This is a genomic window from Actinomycetes bacterium, assembly GCA_022599915.1.
Classification (GTDB): domain Bacteria; phylum Actinomycetota; class Actinomycetes; order S36-B12.
Genome location: JAHZLH010000044.1, coordinates 20,354 through 46,105, shown reverse-complemented (window position 1 = coordinate 46,105; position 25,752 = coordinate 20,354). Strand labels below are relative to the sequence as shown.

Annotated in this window: 31 protein-coding genes and 1 tRNA gene; 14 read left to right on the top strand and 18 right to left on the bottom strand. The window is 60.2% G+C overall.

Translation table 11 applies throughout. The annotated features are described in order from the left end of the window. Positions 1 to 2: 2 nt before the first annotated feature. The 10 genes from K0U62_07300 to K0U62_07255 all read right to left on the bottom strand — a co-directional run bounded on the left by K0U62_07300 (position 3) and on the right by K0U62_07255 (position 8,659). Positions 3 to 701 carry a hypothetical protein gene (locus K0U62_07300; protein ID MCH9801319.1) on the bottom strand — a complete coding sequence of 233 codons (699 nt, stop codon included), beginning with the start codon at positions 699 to 701 and terminating at the stop codon, positions 3 to 5. 68 nt (positions 702 to 769) lie between these two features. Beyond that, the gene (locus tag K0U62_07295) at positions 770 to 1,549 is read right to left on the bottom strand and encodes an SDR family oxidoreductase (GenBank protein ID MCH9801318.1); all 780 of its coding nucleotides are present in this window, start codon (positions 1,547 to 1,549) and stop codon (positions 770 to 772) included. A 14-nt stretch (positions 1,550 to 1,563) separates the two neighbouring features. Continuing rightward, the gene (locus tag K0U62_07290) at positions 1,564 to 1,827 is read right to left on the bottom strand and encodes a DUF2530 domain-containing protein (protein MCH9801317.1); all 264 of its coding nucleotides are present in this window, start codon (positions 1,825 to 1,827) and stop codon (positions 1,564 to 1,566) included. A 203-nt stretch (positions 1,828 to 2,030) separates the two neighbouring features. Further along, positions 2,031 to 2,657, bottom strand: coding sequence for a hypothetical protein (locus tag K0U62_07285; protein ID MCH9801316.1), 627 nt, complete (start codon positions 2,655 to 2,657; stop codon positions 2,031 to 2,033). Positions 2,658 to 2,718: 61 nt separating this feature from the next. Then, positions 2,719 to 3,849, bottom strand: a complete 1,131-nt coding sequence (serC, locus tag K0U62_07280; GenBank protein ID MCH9801315.1) for a phosphoserine transaminase — start codon at positions 3,847 to 3,849, stop codon at positions 2,719 to 2,721. Between the two features lie 124 nt (positions 3,850 to 3,973). After that, on the bottom strand, positions 3,974 to 5,089 hold the full coding sequence (locus tag K0U62_07275) for a citrate synthase 2 (GenBank protein MCH9801314.1): 1,116 nt from the start codon (positions 5,087 to 5,089) through the stop codon (positions 3,974 to 3,976). A gap of 117 nt (positions 5,090 to 5,206) precedes the next feature. Continuing rightward, entirely contained in the window at positions 5,207 to 5,896 is a 690-nt protein-coding gene (pdxH, locus tag K0U62_07270) for a pyridoxamine 5'-phosphate oxidase (protein MCH9801313.1), read from the bottom strand. Continuing rightward, positions 5,890 to 6,399 carry a hypothetical protein gene (locus K0U62_07265; protein ID MCH9801312.1) on the bottom strand — a complete coding sequence of 170 codons (510 nt, stop codon included), beginning with the start codon at positions 6,397 to 6,399 and terminating at the stop codon, positions 5,890 to 5,892. The genes pdxH and K0U62_07265 overlap by 7 nt, the downstream gene beginning before the upstream one ends. A 2-nt stretch (positions 6,400 to 6,401) precedes the next feature. Continuing rightward, positions 6,402 to 7,247: a ParA family protein gene (locus K0U62_07260; GenBank protein MCH9801311.1), complete on the bottom strand. Its 846-nt coding sequence runs from the start codon at positions 7,245 to 7,247 to the stop codon at positions 6,402 to 6,404. Positions 7,248 to 7,306: 59 nt separating this feature from the next. Then, the gene (locus K0U62_07255; GenBank protein MCH9801310.1) at positions 7,307 to 8,659 is read right to left on the bottom strand and encodes a DNA photolyase family protein; all 1,353 of its coding nucleotides are present in this window, start codon (positions 8,657 to 8,659) and stop codon (positions 7,307 to 7,309) included. Positions 8,660 to 8,779: 120 nt separating this feature from the next. Between K0U62_07255 and K0U62_07250 the strand changes: the two genes are divergently transcribed. The 4 genes from K0U62_07250 (at position 8,780) to K0U62_07235 (ending at position 11,105) form a co-directional block, all read left to right on the top strand. Further along, complete coding sequence (locus tag K0U62_07250) at positions 8,780 to 9,469, top strand: MarR family transcriptional regulator (protein ID MCH9801309.1); 690 nt, start codon at positions 8,780 to 8,782, stop codon at positions 9,467 to 9,469. Between the two features lie 38 nt (positions 9,470 to 9,507). After that, positions 9,508 to 9,777, top strand: coding sequence for a metal-sensitive transcriptional regulator (locus K0U62_07245; protein ID MCH9801308.1), 270 nt, complete (start codon positions 9,508 to 9,510; stop codon positions 9,775 to 9,777). An 18-nt stretch (positions 9,778 to 9,795) separates the two neighbouring features. After that, entirely contained in the window at positions 9,796 to 10,584 is a 789-nt protein-coding gene (locus K0U62_07240; GenBank protein MCH9801307.1) for a DUF3027 domain-containing protein, read from the top strand. A gap of 65 nt (positions 10,585 to 10,649) precedes the next feature. After that, the gene (locus tag K0U62_07235) at positions 10,650 to 11,105 is read left to right on the top strand and encodes a hypothetical protein (protein ID MCH9801306.1); all 456 of its coding nucleotides are present in this window, start codon (positions 10,650 to 10,652) and stop codon (positions 11,103 to 11,105) included. Between the two features lie 50 nt (positions 11,106 to 11,155). On the opposite strand, the gene K0U62_07230 is transcribed toward K0U62_07235, so the two are convergent. Genes K0U62_07230 through phoU form a run of 6 tightly spaced genes read right to left on the bottom strand, consistent with a single transcriptional unit; the run spans position 11,156 to position 15,879 of the window. Further along, entirely contained in the window at positions 11,156 to 11,557 is a 402-nt protein-coding gene (locus K0U62_07230; GenBank protein MCH9801305.1) for a cold-shock protein, read from the bottom strand. Between the two features lie 46 nt (positions 11,558 to 11,603). Continuing rightward, positions 11,604 to 12,500: an ATP-dependent sacrificial sulfur transferase LarE gene (larE, locus tag K0U62_07225; GenBank protein ID MCH9801304.1), complete on the bottom strand. Its 897-nt coding sequence runs from the start codon at positions 12,498 to 12,500 to the stop codon at positions 11,604 to 11,606. Further along, positions 12,497 to 13,255 carry a phosphoglyceromutase gene (locus K0U62_07220; protein ID MCH9801303.1) on the bottom strand — a complete coding sequence of 253 codons (759 nt, stop codon included), beginning with the start codon at positions 13,253 to 13,255 and terminating at the stop codon, positions 12,497 to 12,499. Before K0U62_07220 ends, larE begins: the two co-directional genes overlap by 4 nt. 28 nt (positions 13,256 to 13,283) lie before the next feature. Next, positions 13,284 to 13,841 (bottom strand): YbjN domain-containing protein, encoded by a 558-nt coding sequence (locus K0U62_07215; GenBank protein MCH9801302.1) that lies wholly within the window; start codon positions 13,839 to 13,841, stop codon positions 13,284 to 13,286. Next, the gene (mshA, locus tag K0U62_07210; GenBank protein ID MCH9801301.1) at positions 13,841 to 15,166 is read right to left on the bottom strand and encodes a D-inositol-3-phosphate glycosyltransferase; all 1,326 of its coding nucleotides are present in this window, start codon (positions 15,164 to 15,166) and stop codon (positions 13,841 to 13,843) included. The genes K0U62_07215 and mshA overlap by 1 nt, the downstream gene beginning before the upstream one ends. Positions 15,167 to 15,195: 29 nt before the next feature. Beyond that, complete coding sequence (gene phoU, locus K0U62_07205; GenBank protein ID MCH9801300.1) at positions 15,196 to 15,879, bottom strand: phosphate signaling complex protein PhoU; 684 nt, start codon at positions 15,877 to 15,879, stop codon at positions 15,196 to 15,198. A gap of 130 nt (positions 15,880 to 16,009) precedes the next feature. On the opposite strand from phoU, the gene K0U62_07200 reads away from it, so the two are divergent. Further along, positions 16,010 to 17,269, top strand: a complete 1,260-nt coding sequence (locus tag K0U62_07200) for a two-component sensor histidine kinase (GenBank protein ID MCH9801299.1) — start codon at positions 16,010 to 16,012, stop codon at positions 17,267 to 17,269. Between the two features lie 35 nt (positions 17,270 to 17,304). Then, a complete protein-coding gene (locus K0U62_07195; protein MCH9801298.1) occupies positions 17,305 to 18,006 on the top strand; it encodes a response regulator transcription factor in 702 nt (233 codons plus the stop codon). Between the two features lie 47 nt (positions 18,007 to 18,053). Here the strand turns inward: K0U62_07195 and K0U62_07190 are convergent, their stop codons facing one another. Then, positions 18,054 to 18,590, bottom strand: a complete 537-nt coding sequence (locus K0U62_07190; protein MCH9801297.1) for a hypothetical protein — start codon at positions 18,588 to 18,590, stop codon at positions 18,054 to 18,056. 208 nt (positions 18,591 to 18,798) lie between these two features. On the opposite strand from K0U62_07190, the gene K0U62_07185 reads away from it, so the two are divergent. From K0U62_07185 to K0U62_07150, 8 genes are all read left to right on the top strand, one after another. Then, positions 18,799 to 19,281, top strand: coding sequence for a CarD family transcriptional regulator (locus K0U62_07185; GenBank protein MCH9801296.1), 483 nt, complete (start codon positions 18,799 to 18,801; stop codon positions 19,279 to 19,281). A gap of 24 nt (positions 19,282 to 19,305) precedes the next feature. Further along, positions 19,306 to 20,379 carry a TRAM domain-containing protein gene (locus K0U62_07180; protein ID MCH9801295.1) on the top strand — a complete coding sequence of 358 codons (1,074 nt, stop codon included), beginning with the start codon at positions 19,306 to 19,308 and terminating at the stop codon, positions 20,377 to 20,379. Continuing rightward, positions 20,379 to 21,071, top strand: coding sequence for a 2-C-methyl-D-erythritol 4-phosphate cytidylyltransferase (gene ispD / locus K0U62_07175; protein ID MCH9801294.1), 693 nt, complete (start codon positions 20,379 to 20,381; stop codon positions 21,069 to 21,071). Before K0U62_07180 ends, ispD begins: the two co-directional genes overlap by 1 nt. A gap of 1 nt (position 21,072) precedes the next feature. After that, on the top strand, positions 21,073 to 21,543 hold the full coding sequence (gene ispF / locus K0U62_07170) for a 2-C-methyl-D-erythritol 2,4-cyclodiphosphate synthase (protein ID MCH9801293.1): 471 nt from the start codon (positions 21,073 to 21,075) through the stop codon (positions 21,541 to 21,543). Positions 21,544 to 21,580: 37 nt separating this feature from the next. Then, complete coding sequence (gene cysS / locus K0U62_07165) at positions 21,581 to 22,978, top strand: cysteine--tRNA ligase (protein MCH9801292.1); 1,398 nt, start codon at positions 21,581 to 21,583, stop codon at positions 22,976 to 22,978. Between the two features lies 1 nt (position 22,979). Further along, positions 22,980 to 23,906, top strand: a complete 927-nt coding sequence (gene rlmB / locus K0U62_07160) for a 23S rRNA (guanosine(2251)-2'-O)-methyltransferase RlmB (GenBank protein ID MCH9801291.1) — start codon at positions 22,980 to 22,982, stop codon at positions 23,904 to 23,906. 90 nt (positions 23,907 to 23,996) lie between these two features. Next, positions 23,997 to 24,072 (top strand) — tRNA-Thr (locus tag K0U62_07155). An 88-nt stretch (positions 24,073 to 24,160) separates the two neighbouring features. Next, positions 24,161 to 25,162, top strand: a complete 1,002-nt coding sequence (locus K0U62_07150; protein MCH9801290.1) for a hypothetical protein — start codon at positions 24,161 to 24,163, stop codon at positions 25,160 to 25,162. Positions 25,163 to 25,198: 36 nt separating this feature from the next. On the opposite strand, the gene K0U62_07145 is transcribed toward K0U62_07150, so the two are convergent. Further along, on the bottom strand, positions 25,199 to 25,735 hold the full coding sequence (locus tag K0U62_07145; GenBank protein ID MCH9801289.1) for a pentapeptide repeat-containing protein: 537 nt from the start codon (positions 25,733 to 25,735) through the stop codon (positions 25,199 to 25,201). Positions 25,736 to 25,752: the final 17 nt, after the last annotated feature.

Genomic DNA, 25,752 nt, shown 5'->3' with positions numbered 1-25,752 from the left:
GGTTAGCTGCGCATCAGTGCAAAACCCGGCAGCGGGGCAGCGGTGACTGATCCGCCCGGAGTTTCATTGGCGAAGATTTCATTGACCCGGTAGTTGATCCGTGGCCAAGGCAACAGCGGCACAGCCGCCTCAACCCGCACTTCTGCCTCCCGCCAGGTGGGCTCGATATCATCCTGATCATCGAACATGGTGCGTGGGTCCGCCGCTCCTGCTGCCAAGTAGTCCACCCAAGCCTGGTTGTGGGCTAAGTAGGCTCCTTGGGCAGCGATCAGTTCGCTGTGCCAAGGGAAAAAAGACAACCCCCTGGCTGCTTCACCGGCGGCAGCAACCTCATCGCGACCGGCCGCCGCAGCTGCCTTCAGCTGCTTGTCATCTGCCAAATCGGCATCCCGCGGATCATCTGGGACCTGAGACAGGATGGCATCTTGCGCTACCTTCATCTGATTCTCGGAGGCTTCGATCGCATTGAGCATCCGAACCATCTCAATATTTCGAGCGGTCCAATCTGCCATCAACGCCAGCGATGCCAAGGCAATGAGACCAACGCTGAGCCAGAACACCAACTGCGCCCACAATGGAGATCCGCTAGCCGCGACAGTAGGCTGCCCAGTTTCTGCGACGCCGGGGGACTGACCTGGTTGCGGCGATGGTGGATAGGCGTACCTGTCAGTAGCCGGTTGGGCGGGATTGGGGCCTTCCATCACTCCACTGTCGCCTACCGCGGGCAGCAGCGCCAAATTGGGGTGACGATTGCGCCCCAACTCGTCCGCTACTTTCCGGTCATTGCACTGGCTGGTCCGGCCAAATCCCAACCGCCATCGGCCACCAGCGTTTGCCCGGTGATGTAGTCACCAGCCGGTGAAATCAGGAATGCCACCAGTGCGGCGACCTCATCTGGGCGCTGCATTCGACCGAGCGGGATCACTGCACCTACCTGATCTGGATCGAGGCCATAGTTCTCTTGCCAGGCCTCGGTGAGCACAATTCCTGGTGCAACAGCCGCAGTACGAATGCCGTATCTTGCCCATTCCTGGGCCCAGGTAGCCGTGAGACTTTCCACGCCAGCCCGAGCAGCAGAGGAGTGCGCCATACCGGGCAGGCCACGGCGGGGGGTCATCGTGATGGACACCACCTTGCCGTAGCCAGCCGGAATCATGCAGCGGCTGGCGATCTGAGTGGTCACCCGCCACACCGCATCCAGATTCAGCCGGGTGACGGCTCGAAATCCCTTCTCGGTGATGCTTTCCGCAGGCGACAAAAACTGACCACCAGCGTTGTTGACGATCGAATCGATCGTGCCAAATTCCGCTATTGCCGCCGTGATTGCACTGGCAACTGATTCTTCATCGCGAACGTCGGTGGATTGCGCCAGAGCTACCCCACCAGCCTGTTCAATGCGAGCTACCGTCTCGGCCAGCGGGTCCAACCGCCGACCTACGCACACAACTTGGGCGCCCAATCCAGCGAGCACGATGGCGATTTCCCGACCAATACCGGAGCCAGCACCAGATACCCAGACTGATCGATCTGCCAGGCAGCCAATTGCCAAGACATTGGCAGCGCTCACTGGTTGGATTCCGCCCGATCAGCGGCGGTCTGGTAGACCGATCGGCGTCGACGGGTGTACCACAAGCCGGGAAGACCCAGCCCGAAACCGGCAGCGGCCACCCAGATCCACCACTCACTGTCGCTGGCCACGAGATCCTCGCGGAAGAACAGCAGCACTACTAGCGCAACCAGCCAGAGCACCGTGCCAACAGCGATGGCACCTACGCCATCTACGTCGAGCGGTGTGACCTCTTGCGGCCAGTTGCCATCTTCAGCCATGGTGCTCCTCCTCGCTGGCAGGCTACCGGATTGGATCGGAGGTAGTTCTGCGAAGCGTGCTCTTGATCAAACTTCGCAGTCGCGGCCACTAGCGAAGCACTGCGCCGGCAAAGATCAACAGCACCAGCAACCCCAGCACTATTAGCGTGAGTATGCGCCTTGATCGGGGTCCCATAACGTCGTAGTTGCGCGGTAGCGGTTCGCTACTTGCTCGGTTTGTACTTCAGCAGCACAACCTTCTCGCCCGGCACATAGTCGGAGCCGCTTTGCAGCGTGATGTTCTCCGTAGCGCCCGGCGCGAGCGCGTTCACGTCACCAGTAGCCGTGGCGATCGCCTCGCCATCCAGGTAAACGTACGCTTTCAGCGTGCCGTAGAGCTCTTCACCGGAAACGTTTTGCAGATCCCCGCTGATAGCCAGCACGCCCTGCTGCGAAAGAATGGCGTAGTTGCTCAAGACCACTTCGTTGGTCGCCGTCTCGCTTGCGGCCGGAGCTGGTGGTGGCGCACCTTTCTTGCTCTTGTCCTTCTTCTTATCCTTGCCGCCAGCCTCGGTTTCCGCTTCACGGTCCAAGTCAGCTTCGGTCTTATCCGCCGCTGCTGCTGCATCTGCCTCAGCGTCTCGGTTCGCCTGAGTCTCGGCGGCGCGCTGCTGCTCGGCGGTCAGGATCACGCCCTGGCCAGTGTTGACCGACCAGAACCACAACAACATCAGTCCCAGCGATGCCAGGGCTACTGCAGCCCCCACCGTCAGGATCTTGGGATGGTGCGGGACTTCCGGCGGCACCCGCTCGGCAGCGGTGTGCCTAGGCTCAAACTTCACGTCACTCACCATCACAGGCTAAGCCGTGTTGGGTGCGAATACGAAGAGCTCTGCCATTTATGCCGCAGAATCATGCGCCCCACTGCTGTAGTACGTAGTCGATGGACTGTGTCAAGGCAGTCACATCCTCCGGTTCCACCGCGGGATACATGGAAATTCGTAGCTGATTTCGACCCAACTTGCGGTAGGGCTCGGTGTCCAAAATGCCATTGGCACGCAATGTCGCAGCCAAGGCTGCCGCATCCACAGATTCAGCAAAATCAATCGTACCCACGACGTTGGAGCGCAAGGCCGGATCGGAAACGTAGGGCGAGGTCAACGGATTGGCCTCGGCCCAGCCATAGAGCCGACCGGCGCTATCGGCAGTTCGTGCAACGCACCAGTCCAATCCACCCTGGGAGTTGAACCAGTCCAGTTGCTCTGCCATCAGGAACAGCGTCGACACCGAAGGCGTGTTGTAGGTCTGATCCTTTGCGGAGTTGTCCATGGCGGTTACTAGGTCGAGGAACGGTGGAATATATCGGTCAGATGCTTTGATTTCCCGCGCTCGCTCCAACGCTGCCGGAGACATCAGCGCGAACCACATGCCACCCTCAGAGGCGAAGCCCTTCTGCGGCGCGAAGTAGTAGACATCGAAATCCGTGGCACTAACGGCCAGCCCTGCTGCGGCAGAGGTGGCGTCGAACAAGGTCAGTGCCCCTTCTTGCGCTACTCGAGTTGGCGTGATCGCCACACCCGTGGAGGTCTCATTGTGCGGGGTGGCATAGACGTCGATCCCCGGCTGCGGCTCGAACTCCGGAGCCGTACCCGGCTCGGAGGTTCGCAAATCCACCTCACCGAGAAAGGGTGCCGCCGCCGCGGACTTCGCAAACTTGGAACCAAACTCACCGAACGAGCAGAACTGGGAGCGATCCTTGATCAGACCAAACACCGCGATCTCCCAGAAGGCTGTGGAACCGCCGTTACCCAACACCACTTCGTAATCATCCGGCAATCCGTACAGTTCTTTGAGGCCCTCGCGGGTGCGCCCGACCTGTGATTTCACGGCCTTCTGCCGGTGACTGGTTCCCAACAGGTCGGGGGCGGCAGCTTGCAGCGCTTCAACTTGCTCCGCGCGCACTTTCGACGGTCCCGCACCGAAGCGACCGTCCGCGGGCAGCAATTCCTGGGGAATATCGACGTTGACATCAGCAGCAGCCATGGTGGCGCCCCCTTCAGCTCAGGTGAATCAACCCAAAGTCGGGCCAGACCTCTACGGTAGGCGAACCCACCCCAGCCGACACAACCGGCTCATGGCCGTGTGACGGACCAGGCACCCTGAGCGACTAGCTGACTGTTTCGTTGACCAGCGCCGGGTCCCAGCCGGGAACCTGTTCTGGTCGACGCGGGCGGGGACCCACGTACCGGGCTGACGGTCGGATGAGTCGGCCGGTCTTCTTTTGCTCCAGAATGTGGGCGCTCCAACCGGCCAGCCGAGCACAGGTAAACATCGAGGTAAAGAGGTGCGGCGGAACCTGCGCGAAGTCCAACACGATCGCCGCCCAGAACTCGACGTTGGTCTCCAGCACGCGATCAGGACGACGATCCCGTAGCTCGGCAAGAGCCGCCTTTTCCAGTGCTTCCGCTACCTCGAATCGCGGCGCGTCCAGTTCCCGCGCCGTTCGCCGCAGCACTCGAGCACGCGGATCCTCGGCCCGGTACACCCGGTGGCCGAATCCCATCAGCCGCTCGCCCCGATCCAACACACCACTTACATAGCCGTCGGGGTCGCCGGATTGTTCAATTGCTTCAATCATTCCCAGAACTCGGGAAGGCGCACCACCGTGTAGCGGCCCAGACATGGCTCCTATCGCTCCCGAGATCGCAGCAGCGACATCTGCCCCGGTGGAGGCGATCACCCGACCGGTGAAAGTGGAGGCATTCATCCCATGTTCAGCCGCCGAGACAAAATAGGCATCCACGGCTTTCACATGGGCGGGATCCGGTTCACCGCGCCACCGAATCATCATGCGTTCCACGATGGAACTAGCGGTGTCAATCTGCGCCTGTGGCACCATCGGCACGCCAATTCCTCGTGCCGACTGAGCAACGAATGACATCGCCATCACTGAGACATGGGCGAGGTTTTCCCGTGCAGTGTTGTCATCAACATCCAACAGCGGTCGCAACCCCCAAGCTGGTGCCAGCATGGCGATGGCCGACTGCACGTCTACACGAACGTCACCCGAGTGAATCGGGATTGGGTACGGCTCAGCAGGCGGCAGCCCTGGGTTGAACTCATTATCGACCAACAGCCCCCAGACATTGGCAAAGGAGACCCGCCCCACCAGATCCTCGATGTCCACCCCGCGATACCGCAGGGAGCCGCCATCCTTGTCCGGTTCGGCAATCTCCGTCTCGAAGGCGATCACGCCTTCTAGTCCCGGCACAAACTCCGACATGAGCAGGTCCTCCCAGCTCTCGCTGTTTTCGCTCCGCCTCTGATTCAACCCGATTACTCGGCGCAGCGGAACACCGGTACTCGATTCTCTTAGTTCCCGGCACCTCACCGGGTTGAATTATGGCGCCAACCGAGTGAGCGTCCAGCCACTCGGATCATCCAACTGGGCGTCGTCGACACAGGCATCGAAACGCAGTCGATCGTGCAGCCGGGACGGCTGGCCCTGCCAGAACTCCATGGCGATCGGAAGGATGCGGTAGCCACCCCAATGGTCGGGTAGCGGAATTTCGCTCTCTTCCGGAAATCGTCGCTCGATCTCCGCCACCTGCGCCAGCAGTTCTTCCCGGGTTGCAATCGGATGGGATTGCGGTGAAGCCCAAGCACCAATCTGCGAACCTCGCGGCCTGGTGGCGAAGTAGGCGCCACTTTCCGCTCGGGACAGCTCTACCACTGGACCCCGAAACCGTACTTGTCGATGCAGTGGCAGCCAGGCGAACACCGCTGCGGCTCGGGGACTTTCATCCAGGTCTCGGGCTTTCGCGGACTCCAGATTCGTGAAGAAGGTGATACCACTGCCGAGCAGATCTTTGGCGAGCACAATCCGCACCTGGGGCCCGTCTGGCCCACAGGTAGCAAAACTCATGGCGTTGGGTTCCGCAACTCCTGCACTAGCGGCTTGCTGTAACCATCGAGATAGTTGCGCCAACGGGGTGTCAGCGATCTCCGATTCACGTAGCCCTTCGGTTTCGTATTGGACTCTGGCCCGCAATGTTGCCGAGGAACTAGCGCCCCGATCTTCGGCTACCATCGCTCTGGTGCGGCCAGCCAGCCGGCTAGGATTTCGGTCACTAGTTCGTCGACGTCCGCTCCCGAACCCGCAGCAGCGCTCCGCAGTTCCGAGTGAATTTCCGCAGGAATTCGGGCCTTCAAGGTGGAGCGTTTCACTGGCGCTCCGATTAAAACGTCTGAGGTGGCGCGACCAGCACCACGAAACTTCCCCACGGTTCCGGCTGGGCTAGAACTAGTCGCAGGGTCGGAGATACTCGAGGAACGGTCGGGCTTGTTGCCCTTCGCCGCTTTGCTTTTCTTGCTCTTATTGGACTTGCCCTTGTCCAACTTGGCCTTCTTGGCTTTGCTCTTCTTGCGCTTGTCCGATTTGGTCTTGCTCTTCTTTTCCACTGCTAGGTCGCCCTGCGCCGACTGCTGTTCGGGCAGTACGACTGTGGCCGATCCAGCGTCGGGCAGGATCACCAAAGCGGGATGGACTTCTGCATCCGGGGCGCGTCGTAAGGCTGGCCGGGGCTGGGTCATGGCTACTTTCCTCCTAGGCCGACGGTCGCGGCCGGGGTCGAGTCGGCGCCGCCTTGCCGACTTTCTTCCACACGGTTAAGGGTTTGCGCCAGCAAGCGGTCGAAGATCTTGGTCAGTTCTCTACTTCCGCGACCTCCCTGCTGAATCGGCACGCCAGCGCCCTGTGCGCGCTGAACTGCCGAACGTTCCGGAACGGTTGGGTCGAGAACCAAGTCCGGGTAGACCTCGCGCAGTTCGTTCAACCGGAAAGACTGTTCCCGGTTGAGTGGTCGAACCCGATTGACAACGATGCCGAGCGGGGACAGATCCGGATTGAGAGCCGTAGCGACTACCCGGATGGAATCGTAAGCTTCCTGCGCCCCGTTGAGGGCGAAGAATCCTGCCTCGGTAACGATGAGTGCACCATCGGCCGCCACGAGCCCATTGCGAGTCAGTTCACCAATAGAAGGTGGACAATCCACCAGCACCAGATCGAATGCACCCACTGCACCGTTCAAACTGCGGCGCAGTCTGCGTACGTTGTGGGCAGTACCCACAACGTTGCGATGGGTGAGCGCGCGATCCGCTGCGATCAGCGCAACATCTGAGCCCCATGAGGTCGCCAAGACCGCCTCTGCCGCGATCCCGCGGCGGCCATCTGCCAGTACATCGCTTGCGGATAGTGGAATGTCACCTGGACCGAGCCACATGGTTGCGTTGGCTTGAGGGTCCAAATCAACAACAAGTGTCTTCATGCCTGCGCGCTGGGCAGCACCCACGAGTCCCAACGTCACCGTGGTCTTGCCGACCCCGCCCTTCTGGGACAGCACCGCAACGGTTGCTGTCGACTCCAGAGCCGGCGTGTCCATTGCCATAGTGTGCCACCGGGCGCCTGCAGTAGCCGGGAGCTCGACGGGGCGAGCCGTGGCTACTTCGCAGCCGAACCACCTTTCACGGCTTCGTAAATGTGCAAGGCCTCTTCTCGGGCCTGTGCGTGATCCACCATGCGCTCGCAGTAGCCGTGGGAGTACCCATCCGGATACCGCCACGGCTCGTGCGCGGCGGAGCCCGAAAGATGGGCTAGTTCCGGAACGAAAGTCCGCACATAGTCGCCATCAGGATCGAACTTCAACCCCTGTAGCACTGGGTTAAATACCCGGAAGTAAGGAGCAGCGTCAGTGCCAGTGCCGGCGGTCCATTGCCAGCCGAGCGCGTTGTTAGCAACGTCGCCGTCCTCGAGATGCTGCAGAAAGAATCGGGCGCCTCGTCGCCAATCGATGATCAGATCCTTAGTGAGGAAAGAAGCCACCACCATCCGGACTCGATTGTGCATCCAGCCGGTCTGCACCAGTTGTCGCATACCAGCATCTACGAAGGGATAGCCTGTCTTGCCGGCCGACCAAAGTTCGAACATCTGATCGGCTGCTGGACCCTGCTGCCAGGGCACCACATCGAAACGCTGGTCGATATTTTCTTCTCGCGCATGAGGCAACCGGTGCAAAACATCCGCGTAAAAGTCCCGCCAACATAGTTGCCGGACGAAAGCTTCCCCCGAACCGCCCGCTGCCGCGACGATAGTCCGTGGGTGCAATTCGCCAAAATGTAGCGCTGCACCCAGCCGACTAGTTGCGGCCAAGTCGGGACGATTCCGCTGCGATCCGTAGGAGGTAATTCTATCGGCGATGAAAGCGCGCAACTCGGCTAGCGCTAGGCCTTCTCCCCCGACGACGGCGACTTCCGGCTCAGGCAACGCATCGCCGCTCATATCAGTCACGAATGACATCTGGTGAACCTCAATCGGGGAGGGTGTGGGCCTCGCCGACCACGATCGGTAATAGGGAGTAAATACGGAGTAGCCCGAACCGCTCCCGGTCCGAATCTCACCGGGCGCGTGCAAAAAGGGGGTATCCGCTGGTTCGAATCCAATACCGGCCGCGGTCAGTTCTTCGCCCACTGCTGCATCTCGGGCCGTCCCATAGGGCGTGCTTTCTGCGGTGTGAAATACCGTCGTCGCCCCGGCTGCCGTTGCCACGGCAGGGACTTCGACCCGGGGGTTGCCCGTTCGCACTACTAGACCTGACCCACCGAGATCGCGGATTCCTTCGTCCAGGGACTTGAGCGACACTGCCAACCTGCTGCGGCGCCGGGGGCCGGCGGTTGACCAGATTGCCGGATCTATGACGAAGAGCGGAACTGTTGGTTCCGCCGTGGCGGCAGCCGCCGCGAGGGCGCCATGGTCTACCAGCCGCAGATCCCGCCGAAACCACACCACTTTATTCACGCGCCTACCGTACGCCGGGGGGCCGCCGAGGGCACGATGAGCGCGACGGGACTACCCATGGCCGCCGAATACCGTCACAATAAGAGCGGAACCAGCCAGAAAGGCACGGGCACGCCCGCGATGAGCCACCTGATCGACACCACAGAGATGTATCTGCGGACCATCTACGAACTCGAGGAGGAAGGCACGCCGCCGCTGCGTGCCCGCATCGCGGAACGACTCTCCCAAAGCGGCCCTACCGTGTCGCAGACAGTCGCCCGGATGGAGCGCGACGGCTTGCTTCGGGTCGCAGCCGACCGCCGAATCGAACTCAGCGACGCCGGCCACGAGCGAGCAGCTCGCGTCATGCGTAAGCATCGACTCGCGGAATGCATGCTGATGGATCTACTCAAGCTAGATCCAGAGCATGTTCACGAGGAAGCATGCCGTTGGGAGCATGTCATGAGTGATGAAGTCGAGCGCCGGATGCTGGAACTTCTCGGTAATCCCACCAAATCTCCGTTCGGAAATCCTATTCCTGCTCTTTCTGAGTTGGACCTTCCCGACAGTTCAGCGGAACTTCCCGAAGGCACCACTGATTTGGCCTCGTGGGCGGACGACGAAGTCCGCCCCGCTGTCGTGCAACGCATTGATGAGACCGCGCAATCTACTGCTGCGACGATGGGGGCTTTTCAACAAGCAGGCGTGCAGGCTGGCGCTCTCGTCGAGTGTCAACGGCAGCAGGACCGGATTACGCTGTCAACAGCTAGCGGTCGCGCCGAACTGGACGACGAAATTGCCCGCCATGTCTTGGTTTTGCCAAAAAAATAGGTAAAACTAACAGCTAGCCGGAAGCGAGAACGATAATCATGAACATCGAAGACGAGTGCCGCACCGAAATCACTAATCGGTTGAACCGGGCGCAGGGTCAGATTCGCGGCATCCTCAACATGATCGAGGAAGGTCGCGACTGCAGCGACGTTCTGGTGCAAGTCGCTGCAGTCTCTAAGGCGATTGACAGTGCCGGCATTCGCATAGTCACCGAAGGTATGCGGCAATGTGCCGCTGCCGAGGCAGTCGGTGACGAGCCCCCCATGGATCAGGAACGCCTAGAGAAGCTTTTCCTCAGTCTGTCGTGACCTGAGACAATCTGAGCCATGACCACAAAACTGCCGGCGGTCGACGTCGGCATCCCGGACCCTATTTGTGCTGCAGCAGTTGACTTGGCGCTGGCGGCGGTGATTGAGGATGGCGGCCCGGAAGCCGTTGCCGTGCACCTCGGTATCGAAGCCCAAGAAGATCGACTTGTTGCCCACCGGTTCAGTTGTACTCTGTCGGGCTATCACGGTTGGGAGTGGCGGGTCACGGTAACTCGCGCACCCCGATCCAAGAAGGTAACTGTCGACGAAGTGTTCATGTCCCCTGGCGATGAAGCACTGCTGGCACCGAAGTGGGTGCCGTGGTCTCAGCGGCTGCAAGCCGGAGATCTATCGCCAGGCAGTGTCGCGCCAACCGATCCTGACGAACCCCGGTTGGCAGCAGGCTGGTCGGGCGAAGATGACCTGGCCGCGGAACTCGATCCCGGACCACTGCATCCGGTGAACTGGGAACCATTTCTGCAACGCCGTCGGGTGCTTTCGGCTTTCGGTCGAGAGAGCGCAGCAACACGCTGGTACAAGAGCAGCGCGGGACCCGCTAACGCAGAGTCCCGATCCGCGCCGGCCCAGTGTGGCAGTTGCGGTTGGTTGCTTACTATCGGCGGTCCGCTCGGCCAGGCCTTCGGGGTCTGCTCGAATCGGATCGCCAACGCCGACGGCCAAGTAGTCTCCTTTGAGCATGGTTGCGGTGCTCACTCCGAGGCAGTGCCCCGAGTGGTGCACTCGGGTCGGCCACAAGCGGCGTTAGACGAAGTCGCCATTGATGAGTTGGATTTGGGTCACTCCTGAACACGGGCAGTGCGCAGGCTACTAGCGCCCGCCCGGTAGCCTGACTAGGACCTCAGGAGGACAGCATGGGTTGGGCCAGGGCAACCGGAGCCATCGCGGCAGTTACCGTAGCCAGCGCAATGATCACCAGTTGCGAAAAGCCGCCACCTGCGGTCACCGTATGGTCTGGCTCGGACAGCAAATATGTTCCCGCGCAGTGCTGGTCCTTTGACGACGAGCCATTGGATTCGCGTACTTGCGCAGAGGACATCTTGGCCGGTACCCGAAGCGACGGGTTGCCGACTTTGCCCACCCAACCAGGCAGCACCTTTGGAATTAGCGTTGACCCAGTCGTTGCCGAGGCAGGCTGGCAAATCCGGGTGAGTGGCCAGCCGGTCACTACTACCCCGATTTACGAGAATTACTACCGACTCCCTTACGCGACACCACCGCAGACCATCAATCTGCAGATAGTTGCCGGCGGTACGAGTGGCACCAAAGGGGCCTGGTTAGTCACCCTGGAGCCCAGTACCGGCTCGTAAACGCTTACAGCGGCTGCGCCCCCAAAGCGCCCGCTGCGCTTCTGGGTCGGCTAGACGTCTAGTTCGTCCGCGATTCGGCGCAGGATGGTGGCCAATCGCTTGGCAGTGGCGTCATCCGGGTATCGACCAGCAGCATCGGAATCGTTTCCGCCCAGTTGCACGGCCACATCATCGAGTTGCTTGGCGACGTCCTGCACGATGCCAGCAAACTCCTGCGGCGCACGACGCTTGGCCTTGCTGACCGATGCTGGCGCGTCCAGAATCTTCACCGAGAGCGCCTGCCGGCCTTTGCGGCCTTCCGCCACACTGAAGTCGACCTTCGTTCCAGGACGCACATCAGTGGTACCCGTTGGCATCGCGGTGATGTGGACGAAAACATCCTCGTCATCGTCGGTGCTGATGAAGCCGAAACCTTTTTCGGCATTGAAGAACCTGACGCTTCCGGTGGGCACGAGGACCTCCTGACTACTGCGACGCTTGCTGCGCCACTGTCACAATCTAGTCCACCACCGGAAGGTCCCATGACGAGCCTCCCGGTTGCCAAGCCACTCGTTGTCCGGGAAGCAACGATTCATTAAGGGAACCACTGCGGAATCCGCGCGCATCGACAACGACGGCGGTGAAACCCGCCGCCAGCGCCGCTGCCGTGATCTCTGGAGTCGCTGTCGCGGCAGCAACTGCTCCGGCATCCAGTTCGATACTGGCGGAGTCACCCAAATCTCGGACCCGTACGTTTTCCGAGAAAATATCAGCGGCAGCTAGCGCGGCACGGACGCCAATCTCGGCTTGGTCTACCCGCGCGAGGCGTTTCGCATCGACCGGCACACCATAGGCCAGTCGACTCGCCAGACAGGCGGCCTGCGGTTTGTCCCAAGTGGGGAGCTGCCACTTTCGCGAAGCCGCCCGGATGTTTGCTTTGGTCAAGGAAGCGTTCGCCAGTGGGGTCACCACACCTCGCTGACTAGCGGCCAACAGTCCCGGGCGGTGCGGCTGTTGGAGATCATCGGCGTTGGTGCCGGTCGCGACCGCTCCAAGACCTCGCACTGCGGCTATTTCTTGCAACGTATCCAGCAGTTCCGACTTGCAGTGATAACACCGATCAGGACCGTTGGCGGTGTAGCCGGGACGATCCAGTTCCTGCGTTGACACTTGGACGTGTTCTACACCCAACTCCGCCGCAAACCTTGCCGCGGCCGCCCACTCTCCGGAAGCAAGCGATTCACTGGTAGAGGTAGCTGCTAGGACTTCACCGCTAGCTCGAACGGCAGCTGCGAGCAGGAAAGCGGAGTCAGCTCCGCCACTAAAGGCAACTAGCAGCCCGGAGTAGCCAGTCAACTCTCGTTGGAGATTTGCCAGCCGCTGCTCCAGTACGGCTCCGTCAGCGGCAGCTGTCATTTTCTTCCTTGCGCTGCAACCGCTGCGGCCGCTTCCGCGGCAGCTGCCGGGTCTAGGTACTCACCGCCAGGGACCGTCGGGCGCAGGTTGGCATCCAACCGGTACACCAGCGGAATGCCGGTGGGGATGTTCAGCCCCACAATGTCAGCATCGGAAATGTTGTCTAGGTGTTTCACCATGGCTCGCAGCGAGTTCCCGTGGGCGGTCACCAGCACAGTTCGCCCATCGCGCAGGTCAGGGATGATGGCGTCGTACCAGTACGGCAACATGCGATCCACAACATCGGCCAAGCACTCGGTCGCTGGCAGTTCCTCCGGAGCAAGTCGCGCATAGCGGGGATCACCAGTCTGCGCCCAGGGATCGTCCGGCTCAATCGGCGGCGGCGGTGTGTCGTAGGAGCGGCGCCACTCCATGAACTGATCTTCCCCAAACTGCTCAAGCGTTTCCGCCTTGTTCTTGCCCTGCAACGCGCCATAGTGTCGCTCGTTTAGTCGCCAGTGCCGCCGCACCGGAATCCACGGCCGATCTGCCGCGTGGAGCGCGATTTCAGCAGTTCGGATAGCTCGGCGTAGCAACGAGGTATGCAGCACATCAGGATGTAGTTCCTGCTCAGCTAGTAACTGGCCACCCCGCTCCGCTTCCGCCCGACCTGTCTCAGTCAGATCTACATCCACCCAACCCGTGAACTGATTCTTGGCATTCCAATCGCTTTGACCGTGTCGGAGAAGGACCAGCGTCATATCAGCAGTGCTCATGTTCCTATGGTGCCGCAGTCACCCGCGGTTAGCCGGGCACCTCTCCCGACGAATCCTTATCTGCCGACCCAGCAGTAGGACTTCCGGGGACATCTGCCGGCGCTAGATGCCGAAAAGCTGCCAGATTCTCGGTGGGCTCACCCCGAGAGAGCCGCCAGCGCCATTCCCGCTCAATCGAAGAGCGGAACCCACGCTCCAGAATCGCGTTGAAGTCACCATCGGCATGTTTCAAAATTGTTCCTAGTGCCTGATCGAAAGCCTCAGCAGACAGGGCCGCCATCGGAATCTTGGCCGTCAGATAGACGTCGCCGAGATGATCCACACAGTAATGGGCCGCCCCCATTCGCCGGTTCTGCTCCAACAGCCAGCGGTAGACCCCAGCCATATTTTCGTCGGGATGGCGCGCCACAAAAGCATTCAGGCTAACCCCGTGTGCGCCGATGCGGATCGAGACGGTGGTCTGCAATTTGCGTTCACCTGGCAACTGCACCACCAGCGTGCTCTCATCAGTCGTCTCTGGCTCTAGTCCCGCATCTGACAGAAACTGTCGGATTTGCTCCGCGGCATCGGTGGCATGATCTTTCATCATTCGTAGTTTGCCGACTCCACGACGTCGACGCCATTCCCAGCGATCGCCCGCCGATATCCAGCCGCTAAACCAGCCGCAGTAAGGCTCCAGTCAAACTGGGAGGCATGGGCCAGTCCACCAGCAGTGAGGGCGGCCAGTAACTCTGGCTGGGCGAGCAGCCGATCAATAGCCGCCGCCCAATCAACGGGATCGTGGCCGTCAACGAGTAGACCACTGCTGCCGGGGGCTACTGAACTTGTGAGGCCACCAACTCGGGCGGCCACCACCGGCGTCCCAGCGGCTTGCGATTCCAACGCGACCAGTCCGAATGATTCCGATCGGGAGGGCATTAGCAGTACGTCTGCACTGCGATAAAGGTCGACCAACCGGCTCGCCGTGGCTGGTGGGCGAAACTCCACGAGGTCGGCAATACCGGTTGCCATCGCTAGCTCATGCAGTTCTTGCAAATAGCCCGGCCCAACTCCCGATGGCCCGCCACACACCACGAGATGTACCTCATTCCGCAACGATGGCCGCTCTCGAACGAGTTCAGCGACCGAGCGGATGACGATATCTGGCCCCTTCAGCGGTTGCAATCGGCCAACGAACAACAAAATGCGTCGATCTACCGGAAGGCCTAACTGCATCCTCGCGGCCCACTGGTCACCAGGGTGAAAGGACTCGTGATTCACACCGGGCGGCACTACCAAAACTCGTTCCGGATCGGCGCCAGTCAACAGCATCAGGTCCTGCCGCTCAGCAGGGGTATTGGCGACCAACACATCAGCGGCCTCGACAAGTTGCTGCTCTACCCGCAGTCGGTGCGCCGGCTCAGGCGGCTGTTGTCGAGCCAAGTTTTTGGCCGCCCCCAGCGTATGCATACTGGCGATGATCGGGACGTTCCAGATCGGAGCGACGGCTTGGGCCACTGGCCCCGAGAGCCAGTAGTGCGCATGGACAGCGTCGTACCGAAGTTCCGGGATTTCTGCGGCTCGTTCAAGCACGCCGGCAGTGAAGTTTTGCAGAACCTCGGGAAGGTCGTTTTTCTCTTTCGAGGCGATTTCGCTGCCACCGATGTTGTGAACCTGCACCCCCGTTGCCAACCGTTGCCGATCAGCCAACTCGGCTGAAGTTCTCCTGGTGAAGATGTCGACTTCATTACCCGCAGCGGCAAGTTGACGCGAGACCTCGGCCAGATAAACATTCATTCCACCGGCATCGCCAACTCCGGGGGAGGCAAGCGGTGAAGTGTGCATTGAAATCATCGCGATTCGGTGCGGCCGAGTGTGGGGCATACCGCCTCCTTCCACCACCGACAACAACCGTTGCGGCAGCAGAATCATTCCCACTGCACCGGGGAGTTCAGAAACCGCTAGGGCTGCGAGACGTCCACTTCGCTGGGAACTGTGATTGATTCGTACGGGTCACCCGTCGCAATGTGAGCCACCCGTCGCGCCACCGTCACGGCATGGTCGGCAAAGCGCTCGTAGTACCGGGACAGCAGCGTCACGTCAATGGCCTCCTCCACTCCGTGCGACCAATCCGGCGACAAAACGATGCGGAACAGTTGCCGATGCAAGGCATCCATCTGATCGTCATAGCGACCGATGGTGGCCAACGCGACCAAGTCACGAGACAGGATGAGATCACCAGCGGCAAAGGCGACCCCTTCTGCCAAGTCACCCATCTCCGCGAAGACTGAGCCCAACTCGTCGGGGATGCTCGACTTCGGGTAGCGAAGACGCACTTGCTTAGCCACGTGCTTGGCGAGATCGCCCATGCGTTCAACCGACATCGAGATACGAATACCGCTCATGACCACTCGCAGATCAGCAGCAACAGGTTGCTGTCTGGCAGCGAGATCACTGCAGCGCGCATCGATTTCAGAGGCCAGCAAGTCAACGTTGGCGTCAGCCGCAATCACCGATTCGGCCAGTTCCAAATCGGCCTCTAACAGCGCCTTCGTGGCCTGCCGGATAGCGGTTCCAACCGCATGGGTCATCTCGACCAAGTCTCGGTCGACGTCAGATAAATCGCGCCGGAAGCGATCCCGCATGGAGCGCCTCCCATCATGCTCAGGCATCGGTCTAGGACTTAAGCGTCCTAGAAACCCCCGCATCTAAGTTCAGTATCAGTCTAGAGCCTGTCAATCGCCAGTGAGCGGGGTTTCTGCGCCGTTTGGGTGAATGACGCGTTACGGCAAAACTAACGTTTGGCATGACCTCGAAAAAACCTGGCCCGCAGACTCCGCTGTCACTTGCGCTGTTGGCAGCCTGTCGCGCAAACTCCTGCTAGACCAACATCCACTAGGAAAGGCTGCTGCCATCGCAGACCCGCGCAAGCGATCCCGTCGCATCTTTGGGAGGTCCGCCACCGGCGACGGTGACGGTAGTTCCACTGAACCGGCGGTTGGTGGAGTGCAAAACTCCCAACCCAGCGAACAACTGCTCAGCATCATTCGGCAGCTCCCTGGGACTTTGCTCCTCGTAGACGAAAATGACCGGTTGCACTACGCCTCCGAGGAAGCGGCAGAATCGCGACTCGTCCGACGCAAGCGAGTTGCCTACCGACCCATATCCGACTGCGCCGCTCTTGTTCGCGCGACCGGCAAATTGGCAGTTCGAGAAGTCTCGATTCCTCGCCCACCCATGAATGTAGGGATTTGGCAGCTGAGTGTTCGCGCAGTTCCGCTCGGGGGCGACTGGGTGCTCCTCGTCATTGATGACCTCACGGAAGAGAATCGAGTACTAGCCGTACGACGTGACTTCATTGCGAACATCAGCCACGAACTCAAGACACCCGTTGGCGCGGTTACGCTGCTCGCAGAGGCCCTAGTCGCCGCCCGCGACGATCCAGAAGCCGTCAGCCATTTTGCTGAAAAAATGCAGATCGAAGCGACTCGACTTTCCAACCTCATCAACGATGTCATTCACTTGTCACGGCTACAAGGTGAGGACCCACTGTTGGAGGCACAGGTTGTCTCCGCGACGTCAATCATTGAAGACGCGTTGGACTTTGTCCGGGAAACAGCAAAAGCCAACTCCATCGAGTTGACCCTCACCACCGAACCGGAACTCTGGATCTACGGCGATCTGGGACAATTGGTCGCCGCAGTGGGCAACGTCTTGTCCAACGCGATCGCCTACAGCCCACCCCATACGCAAGTCGTCGTCGCGAGCCGAAAGCGCGGGGCCATGATCGAAATCTCCGTTACCGACCAGGGAATCGGTATTCCCGAAGCCGAGCAAGACCGAATCTTCGAACGGTTCTATCGCGTCGATGCGGCTCGATCCCGAGTAACTGGTGGCACCGGACTGGGTCTGTCCATCGTGCGCAACGTCTGTAGTAACCACGGTGGCGACGTGCAGGTCTGGTCGGCGACCGGCGAGGGAGCCACCTTCACCCTGCGACTGCCCGAGTACCAGAAAGAATCCGAACCTGCCTAGGTTTGTCTACCACCGGATAACGCAAAAGGAGTGTCATGACCCGAGTTCTGATCGTGGAGGATGAGGATTCCATCCGCGATGCCGTTTCTTTCATGTTGCGTCGTGAAGGCTTCGAGGTTCAGGCAGTAGCGGATGGCAACGCAGCAATGGCTGCGTTCCTGAGCGAAGGTACCGATCTGATTCTGCTCGATCTCATGCTCCCCGGGATGTCGGGCACCGAGTTATGCCAGATGATCCGCAAGACATCACGGGTTCCGATCATCATGCTGACCGCAAAGGACAGCGAGGTTGACAAGGTCGTCGGATTAGAGCTGGGTGCCGACGACTACGTCACCAAGCCATTTTCTAGCCGCGAACTGACTGCCAGAATCAAGGCAGTGCTACGTCGCGGACAGCAAGAAATCGACGCGGAAGAGAATGAGTTGGTCATCGCCGCTGGCCCGGTTCACATCGATGTGGAACGACATGAAGTCACTATTCACGGGGAACCGGTGAACCTGCCACTAAAGGAGTTCGACCTTCTCGCGCTCTTCGCCCGCAACGCCGGTCGCGTACTCACTCGTGCCCAGTTGATTGAACGGGTGTGGGGCGCCGATTATGTCGGCGACACCAAGACGCTGGACGTCCACGTAAAGCGGCTGCGCTCCAAAATGGAACAAGACCCCAGCGCGCCGCAGTTACTCGTGACCATCCGCGGTTTGGGCTACAAGTTCGAGCCCGGGCCTAGTTCTGCCTAACGGTGGCTCTTCCCGCCACCAGCGCAGCCAACCCAACGCGGTAACTGCTACTCGCCGCCGTGACCGCCGGAGTGCTCCTCGACCTTCTTGACGACCTCGTCGGTGCCCTCCGGTGCAGCCGTGACGTAGGCCCCGTAAGGAGCCACCACCAGCGCTTCGAACTGGGCACTCGCTGCGGACTCAAAAACTAGCGTCAGGTCGGTATATGCACCGGGCGGTACCTCAAAGTCCGAGAACAGCGCCTGCTGGTCCGTACCAGCCATCACCTTCGCTGCCGACATCCCGGCTACCGGGATCGGCTCCGGCAATAGTTCCGCCTGGCTGTCTCCCGCCTTGATGCTGATCAGCGCATCTTCATTACTCGTGGGGTTGTACAGCGTGCCGAGGAACGCCGCTTTGCCCGAGCCAGGATTGCCGGCCACAATGGTGGCGTTGTCGATCAGCATGCCTTCAACTTCAATTGCGATCCCATCACCGGACCGGCCTTGCACCTTCGTTGCCGCATCATCACCGGTGGCACAACCCGTAGCAATGGGGGCCAGCACCAGCGCGACTGCGGCAAGCATGATGGCGGAGCGATTCACAGACGCCTCCTCGTAGTAACTCGTCGCCAGACTAGCCAACCTAGCTCGCCGCCACTACACGACCACTCAAGGAGGAGGACAAGTTGCCGGTGTTTGTCGGCCATCTCGTCTCGGACCAAGATCAACGTCGCTGCCTAGCGCCAGTCTTCGCCTTCGGATGCAACAGGTGCGCGTGTTACTCTGGTAACCCGGGAAGGGGTTTCTGCGCATGACGTTCAAAGTCGGCGACACCGTCGTCTATCCGCATCACGGAGCTGCTGAGATCAATGCGATCGAGCACAAAAACGTCAACGGAAAAGATCTAGAAATCTTGGTGCTGCAAGTCCATCAGGGCAATCTCATCGTCCGGGTCCCAGCACAAAATGTTGACTTGGTCGGGGTGCGAGATGTCGTCAACTCCGAAGGCCTCGATGAGGTGTTTGAGGTCCTCCGGAAGCCCTACGTCGAGGAGCCCACCAACTGGTCTCGGCGCTATAAGGCGAACCTGGAGAAATTGGCCTCCGGCGACGTAGTTCGCGTGGCGGAGGTCATCCGAGACCTCTGGCGACGGGACCAAGATCGTGGCCTATCCGCCGGCGAAAAACGCATGTTAACCAAGGCACGTGCGGTTCTGGTCAGCGAATTAGCACTAGCTGAAGACACCAATGAGGACAAAGCCGAGGCCCTTCTCGACGAGGTACTGGCTTCCTAGCCTCATGGGCTACACACTGACCTTGTGAGTCCTGCAGTCAAAAAGAACGGCTTTATCGTCGAGATATTGCGTCTCCTAGTCGTGGTCTTCGGCGGCGCGGTCGGTGTGCAGATCGCCAGCAGCATCGTGGACGACCCCAATGCTGAAGTCTTGGGGATTTTCACCGCTCCAATGTTGGGGCTGATCATTGGGGGCGGGCTCGGTTACTCGTTGGGGGGCGCGCTGGCTCGCTATCTCGTCAAGGTGCTCGACCGAGGAGATCGAGCGCTGGACGGCATAACTCCTGAAGAACTTGTATCCGGCACGATCGGTGCAGTCGTCGGTAGCGTTCTCGCCTCCATTGTGGTGTGGCCAATCTTTCTAGTGGCCGAGCCTCTAGTTGGGCTGACCATTTTCGCTTTCATCGTGGTCTTGGCGGGCGCCTTCGGCTTCACCGTGGCGCAGCGCCGACGAGAAGCAGTGCTCAGCGTTGCCGGAGCCAAGGCCGGGGGTCGCCAATCTCATCCGGTCCGACTACTCGACACCTCAGTGGCAATCGATGGCCGAATTGTGGATGTCGCCAAGGCCGGTTTTGGGCTTGGCCGGATCGTGGTCTGCCAACCAGTGTTGGACGAGTTACAGCAACTTGCTGATACCTCCGAAGAAACTCGGCGGGCGAAGGGCCGGCGCGGGCTAGACACCCTTGAGGTACTGCGACGCACCTCTGGTATTGAACTGCAGGTGATTCCGGATGAAGTTCCCGAGGTAGTTGATACCGACGCAAAACTCGTCCAGTTGGCACTTCGCAATGACTACGCCCTGCTGACCACCGATACCGGTCTCGCGCGAGTCGCCCAGGTGTCCGGCGTGCAGGTTCAAAATCTCCACGCGCTTTCGATCGCACTGCGTCCGCCGGTGACAGTTGGCGAAACTGTGTCCGTCCGCCTGATTCGGGAAGGCAAAGAGGCTGGTCAAGGAGTCGGTTATCTCGATGATGGCACCATGGTTGTGGTGGAAGACAGTCACGCGAAGATCGGTGGTGACGTTGACGTCGAGGTCACTAGCGTGCTGATGACCTCGAACGGACGTATGGCATTTGCACAACTGAGGAGCTCCTGATGAGTGTTGGCTGCATCATCCCCGCTGCCGGGCGCGGCGAACGAATGGGCGGTGGACAACCGAAGGCGCTGCGGATGCTTGCCGGATCCACCCTGCTGGAACACGCGGTTCGAGCGATGGCAGCGAGCCGGGCAGTCGAACACATTGTTGTTTCAGCTCCACCGGACCAACTGGCGGCAACCACATCTCTACTGACCGGGCTGGGAGTAGCAGCCAACGTGGACATCGTTGCCGGTGGCGAATCTCGCACCGGATCGGTCCGCCGTGGGCTGGCAGCTTTGCCTCTGCACTGCAGTATCGTTCTGGTCCACGACGCAGCTCGACCGCTAGTTCCAGTGGATGTCATCGACCGGGTGATTAATGCAGTCTCTGGCGGAGCGGGTGCGGTAGTCCCGGTCGTCCCCGTGGTGGACACCATCAAAGAAGTCGATGCGGCAGGGCAAGTTATTCGCACCGTTGACAGAAATGAACTGCGTGCGGCACAGACACCACAAGGTTTCACGGCCGATTTACTGCGCGCAGCGCTATCAGTGGATCGGGTGGAGGCGACTGACGATGCTGGACTGGTCGAACTGCTAGGAGAACCGGTGTTGGTAGTGCCAGGCGATGAGGAGGCGATGAAGGTCACCCGACCTATTGATCTCCTTGTCGCCGAAGCGATCGTGCGGCGGAGGTCGGGGCGTGTTCACTGATCTGCGGGTAGGCATTGGCGTAGATGTCCATCGCTACGACAGCGCCACGCCGCTGATGCTTGCGACGTTGTCTTGGCCCGATGAACCCGGGTTGGTAGGCCATAGCGATGGTGATGTCGCTGCTCATGCCGCCTGCGATGCCCTCTTTGCCGCTGCTGGCATGGGCGATCTCGGATCCAACTTCGGTGTGGATGAACCCGAACTGGCCGGTGCCAGCGGATCCAGGCTGCTGGCAGAAACTGCGACTCGACTGCGCGCAGCCGGTCATTCGCCACAAAACATCTCCATCCAGATCATCGGTAACCATCCGCGCTTCGCGCCACGACGAACAGAAGCCTGCGAGTCCATGTCACTAGCGGTCGGCTGCCACGTCCATGTCAGCGCCACCACCTCTGACGGCCTGGGATTGACTGGTCGCGGGGAGGGTCTAGCAGCCATTGCCACCGCACTCGTGGCAATTCGTGCCGCCTAACGCATCGGCGGCGGATCAGTCTCGCTAGCCTTAACGAGTGACGTTGCACATCCATGACACCGCCTCGCGAAGCCTGCGCGAGTTTGTACCGGTTACACCGGGTCAGGCTTCGATCTATGTCTGCGGTGCCACCGTGCAGTCAGACCCACACATCGGACATATGCGTTCAGCCATCGCCTTCGACATCCTGCGACGATGGCTCAGCCACAACGGCTACGAGGTAACACTGGTCCGAAACGTCACCGACATCGATGACAAGATCCTGACCAAATCAGCTGCAGCAAATGAGGAATGGTGGGCGTGGGCCTACCTACACGAACAGCGCTTCTCCGACGCCTACCGACTGTTGGGGGTACTCCCACCCAGCTACGAGCCACGAGCAACCGGTCATATTCCGGAGATGGTCGTGCTGATGCAGCGCCTCATTGATGCAGGTCACGCCTACGCAACCGACGACGGCGACGTGTATTTCGATGTGGGCTCCTTCGCCGACTACGGCAAACTCAGCGGTCAGCGACTGGACGATATGCAGACCGCGTCCGATTCCAAGTCGACCGCCAAACGCGATCCCCAGGATTTCGCACTGTGGAAAGGGGCACGAGAAGGCGGACCGTCGTGGCCGACCCCATGGGGGCCGGGCCGCCCGGGTTGGCACTTGGAGTGCTCCGCCATGGCAGTCAAGTACTGTGGTGCCGAATTCGATATCCACGGTGGTGGCCTAGATCTGGTCTTCCCTCATCACGAGAACGAAGTCGCCCAATCACGTGCGGCGGGAGATGGATTCGCCCGCTACTGGATGCACAACGGCTGGGTAACCACGGCCGGCGAGAAAATGAGCAAGTCGTTGGGTAACTCGCTGCTGGTCAGCGAGTTAGTCAAGCGTGTCCGCCCGGTCGAACTGCGCTACTACATGGGCTCTGCTCACTACCGCTCGATGCTGGAGTTTTCACCTCAGGCTCTCGACGAAGCAGCCGCTGGATTCCGCCGGATCGAGTCCTTTGTGCGCCGGGCGACGTCAGCTACTGGTGGCGTGGATCCCACTGCTTTCCCAGTACCGGACGAGTTCGCAGTGGCGCTGGATGACGACTTGGGAGTGCCAGCGGCCCTTGCAGTACTGCACGAACAGGTCACCCGAGGGAATGAGGCGCTAGCACAAGGCCAAGACGCTACCAAAGCCGTGGGACAGGTCCGCGCCATGGCCGGTATTCTGGGAGTAGATCCGCTCGACCCCATGTGGGCGGCAGCCGGCGACAACCGCGGTGAGGCAGCACTAGACAACGTCGTCAACTACCTATTGGAACAGCGGGCAATGGCCCGAAGCGAAAAGGACTTCGCCACGGCTGATCAGATTCGTGCGCGACTTACCGATGCCGGACTGGTCATTGAAGACGGCGCCGATGGTTCCACTTGGTCGTTCGACGAGACTGGGAACTGATATGGCAGGCAACTCGTCGCGACCGGGTGCGACTCGCAAGAAGAAGAATCAACCGAGTACCGGCTCGGGCGGACAACGGCGTCGTGGCCTAGAAGGAAAAGGCCCAACCCCGAAAGCCGAGGATCGGACAGGTCATCCTGCTGCCCGAAAAGCACAGCGACGGTCCAGCAAGGACCGGGAGGCAGCGACTCGTCGAGAGGTGATCCTCGGCCGCAACGCAGTAGACGATGCACTGGCTGCTGGCATACCAGGAATCGAGTTGGTGATTGCCGAGTCGATCGGAGATGACTCCCGGATCACGCGGGCTCGCGCCACAGCAACCGGCGCCGGCATCCCCGTGGTGGTGAAGAACAAGAAAGATTTGGATCGCCTGGCCGATGGCTTGCCCCATCAAGGCATCGCCTTGCAGGTGGCCCCGTTCGACTACGCGCAGTTGCACGACGCAATCGGCAACGCCCCTAAGGATGACAGCCAACCCATCATCGTAGTGCTGGATCATTTACAAGATGGCCGCAACCTAGGCGCAATCGCACGCAGCGCGGCCGCCTTTGGTGCGGCTGGCCTCGTGATACCCAACCGCCGAGCAGCCGGGGTCACGGCAGCAGCCTGGCGAGCCTCTGCAGGCGCACTCGCCCGTTTACCTGTCGCTCGGGTAACTAACTTGTCTCAGTCCATCTCCTCCTTGCAAAAGGCGGACTATTTGGTCGTGGGGCTAGCAGCTGCTGGCGGAACACCGCTGCACAGCGTGGACGCAGACATCCTGGATCGTCCGGTAGCACTGGTTGTTGGAAGTGAAGCCGATGGCCTTTCCCGTCTGGTGGCATCAAAGTGTGACCTGCTTGTCACCATCCCGATCCTGGCAACTACTGAGTCACTTAATGCGTCCACGGCTACCGCCATCGCACTGGACCGGTTGCGCAACGGCTAGCCCACCGGATCAGACCGCGAGCAGGGCTGGCATTGCCCTCCGGAAGCCGAAGCCCACTACGTCGCTTACCTCCCCTACAATCGGGGCATCGCCGGCGTGGCGCAATTGGCAGCGCACCTGTCTTGTAAACAGGTGGTTAGGGGTTCGAGTCCCCTCGCCGGCTCCAGTCTCGACAGAGATGTCGCGAGCCATCCCCCTCCTTTGCTGTCAGAAAGAGAAAAGAGATAGGCCACGGGGCATGCTAACTTGCAGTCATGAAATCACTGCGCGTCACGATTGCGTCACTCTCGGCTGTCTTCTTGGTGGGCAGCCTCATCACCGCCGTGGCTCCAGCACAGGCTGGCTCAGCCGAAAAAGTCGAGATCGCGACCTACAACATCTGTCGCCCAAAGACGTGTGGCGATGTTGGCGGAACCTGGCCGGAGCGCAAAAAGAAGATTCTTCGAACCATTGAAAAGGCCAAACCCCAGTTGCTCGCGCTTCAGGAAGTAGACGACTACGACGGCACCGCTAAAGAATTCGAAGCCGAGCTTGCCGACCAGGGCTACCAGATTGCCCCGGTAGGAAGCGATCGCTGTCGGCCAGTCTCCTGCGCCAACCGAATCTTCTACCGGACAGCAACCTTCAGGCTCCTTCCTGAAGGAGGTATCGGATCGGTCGAACCGTCGGCGTTCACATCGCCGGATCACTACGACGATGATGTGAAGGACCGTCCGCTCGGCTACGCCCTACTTGAGCACCTCAAGACCGGCAAGCGAATCTTCGCGGTTTCGCTGCATCTTCCGCCTCAGCACAAGCAAGAGCCAAAGCTGGCAGAGCAGGCCAGAGCCGCGCGCAATGACATGGCCAAAGGCCTGCCCAAGTGGGTCGACCAGCACTTGGCACAGATCGGTGGCCCGGCGCCGATTCAACTCTTCATGGGGGATGTGAACGCAACTCTGGGCAAGGAAAACCCCACGCCGCAAAAGATCTGGAACAAGCAGGGGTACACGAACGCGGAGAAGGCAAAGAAGGCCATCAACACGAACTACGGAACGATCAACAAGACCGGTCAGGACTCCAAGTGGGACGGCTTTCCGCCGAAGCCGCGCTATTACAACAACGGCTCACCCAAGATTGACGTCATCTACTCCAAAGGCATACCCAAGCCAAAGAAATACGAGATCGTTCTCAACCTGAAGAAGAACGGGAAATTCGATAAGAAGTACCACGGGTCGGATCACAACATGGTTCGTGCCGTCATCAAGCTTTCCTGACTAGGTTTCCAAGGCACCGGTTCACGTACATCGCTGCTATCGACTAGTTACGGTGCCGCAGTCGGTGCTGTCGATCGATTCGTCCGGCATGACAGTCCGACACCGATAGGCGCTGGTGATATTGGCTTCCGCGAGATCTGCTCCCGTGAGATCAGCTCCCGTGAGATCAGCTCCGGCAAAGTCCGCACCGGTCAACTGCGCAGCTGCGAGTCGGGCGTAGGCCAAGTTGGCGTCTCGAAAACTCGTTGCGACGGCTTCTGCGCCACGCAAGTTTGCCGAACCCAGATTTGCACTAGCAAAGTCGGCAGCGAACAGATCCTGGCTAGAAAGGTCTGCGTACTCCAGGTTCGCCTGCGTGAAGTCGGCCCCAACCAAATCACGTTGCGGTGATGACAAGGACATACCAACGAGGTCCTGACCGGAATAATCCGGGCCTCGATAATCAGCCGTGAGACTAAGTCCGAGCAACGAGACCAGAACTACCGCAATAGCGACTGCAATAGCTTTTCGCTCCTGCGTCAGCCGACCCAATACTGCATTTGGACGTGATGGCTGCCGACGAGCGTGGAGCACGGGCTCTTCCAGCAGTA

What these genes read in the sequence shown, in the direction of transcription:
- K0U62_07300 (MCH9801319.1), bottom strand. Translation starts at nt 701, where the DNA reads ATGGAAGGCCCCAATCCCGCCCAACCGGCTACTGACAGGTACGCCTAT.
- K0U62_07290 (MCH9801317.1), bottom strand. Translation starts at nt 1,827, where the DNA reads ATGGCTGAAGATGGCAACTGGCCGCAAGAGGTCACACCGCTCGACGTA.
- serC (MCH9801315.1), bottom strand. Translation starts at nt 3,849, where the DNA reads ATGGCTGCTGCTGATGTCAACGTCGATATTCCCCAGGAATTGCTGCCC.
- K0U62_07275 (MCH9801314.1), bottom strand. Translation starts at nt 5,089, where the DNA reads ATGTCGGAGTTTGTGCCGGGACTAGAAGGCGTGATCGCCTTCGAGACG.
- pdxH (MCH9801313.1), bottom strand. Translation starts at nt 5,896, where the DNA reads ATGGTAGCCGAAGATCGGGGCGCTAGTTCCTCGGCAACATTGCGGGCC.
- K0U62_07265 (MCH9801312.1), bottom strand. Translation starts at nt 6,399, where the DNA reads ATGACCCAGCCCCGGCCAGCCTTACGACGCGCCCCGGATGCAGAAGTC.
- K0U62_07260 (MCH9801311.1), bottom strand. Translation starts at nt 7,247, where the DNA reads ATGGACACGCCGGCTCTGGAGTCGACAGCAACCGTTGCGGTGCTGTCC.
- K0U62_07250 (MCH9801309.1), top strand. Translation starts at nt 8,780, where the DNA reads ATGAGCCACCTGATCGACACCACAGAGATGTATCTGCGGACCATCTAC.
- K0U62_07245 (MCH9801308.1), top strand. Translation starts at nt 9,508, where the DNA reads ATGAACATCGAAGACGAGTGCCGCACCGAAATCACTAATCGGTTGAAC.
- K0U62_07240 (MCH9801307.1), top strand. Translation starts at nt 9,796, where the DNA reads ATGACCACAAAACTGCCGGCGGTCGACGTCGGCATCCCGGACCCTATT.
- K0U62_07235 (MCH9801306.1), top strand. Translation starts at nt 10,650, where the DNA reads ATGGGTTGGGCCAGGGCAACCGGAGCCATCGCGGCAGTTACCGTAGCC.
- larE (MCH9801304.1), bottom strand. Translation starts at nt 12,500, where the DNA reads ATGACAGCTGCCGCTGACGGAGCCGTACTGGAGCAGCGGCTGGCAAAT.
- K0U62_07220 (MCH9801303.1), bottom strand. Translation starts at nt 13,255, where the DNA reads ATGAGCACTGCTGATATGACGCTGGTCCTTCTCCGACACGGTCAAAGC.
- K0U62_07215 (MCH9801302.1), bottom strand. Translation starts at nt 13,841, where the DNA reads ATGAAAGATCATGCCACCGATGCCGCGGAGCAAATCCGACAGTTTCTG.
- mshA (MCH9801301.1), bottom strand. Translation starts at nt 15,166, where the DNA reads ATGATTCTGCTGCCGCAACGGTTGTTGTCGGTGGTGGAAGGAGGCGGT.
- phoU (MCH9801300.1), bottom strand. Translation starts at nt 15,879, where the DNA reads ATGCGGGATCGCTTCCGGCGCGATTTATCTGACGTCGACCGAGACTTG.
- K0U62_07200 (MCH9801299.1), top strand. Translation starts at nt 16,010, where the DNA reads ATGACGCGTTACGGCAAAACTAACGTTTGGCATGACCTCGAAAAAACC.
- K0U62_07195 (MCH9801298.1), top strand. Translation starts at nt 17,305, where the DNA reads ATGACCCGAGTTCTGATCGTGGAGGATGAGGATTCCATCCGCGATGCC.
- K0U62_07185 (MCH9801296.1), top strand. Translation starts at nt 18,799, where the DNA reads ATGACGTTCAAAGTCGGCGACACCGTCGTCTATCCGCATCACGGAGCT.
- ispD (MCH9801294.1), top strand. Translation starts at nt 20,379, where the DNA reads ATGAGTGTTGGCTGCATCATCCCCGCTGCCGGGCGCGGCGAACGAATG.
- rlmB (MCH9801291.1), top strand. Translation starts at nt 22,980, where the DNA reads ATGGCAGGCAACTCGTCGCGACCGGGTGCGACTCGCAAGAAGAAGAAT.
- K0U62_07150 (MCH9801290.1), top strand. Translation starts at nt 24,161, where the DNA reads ATGAAATCACTGCGCGTCACGATTGCGTCACTCTCGGCTGTCTTCTTG.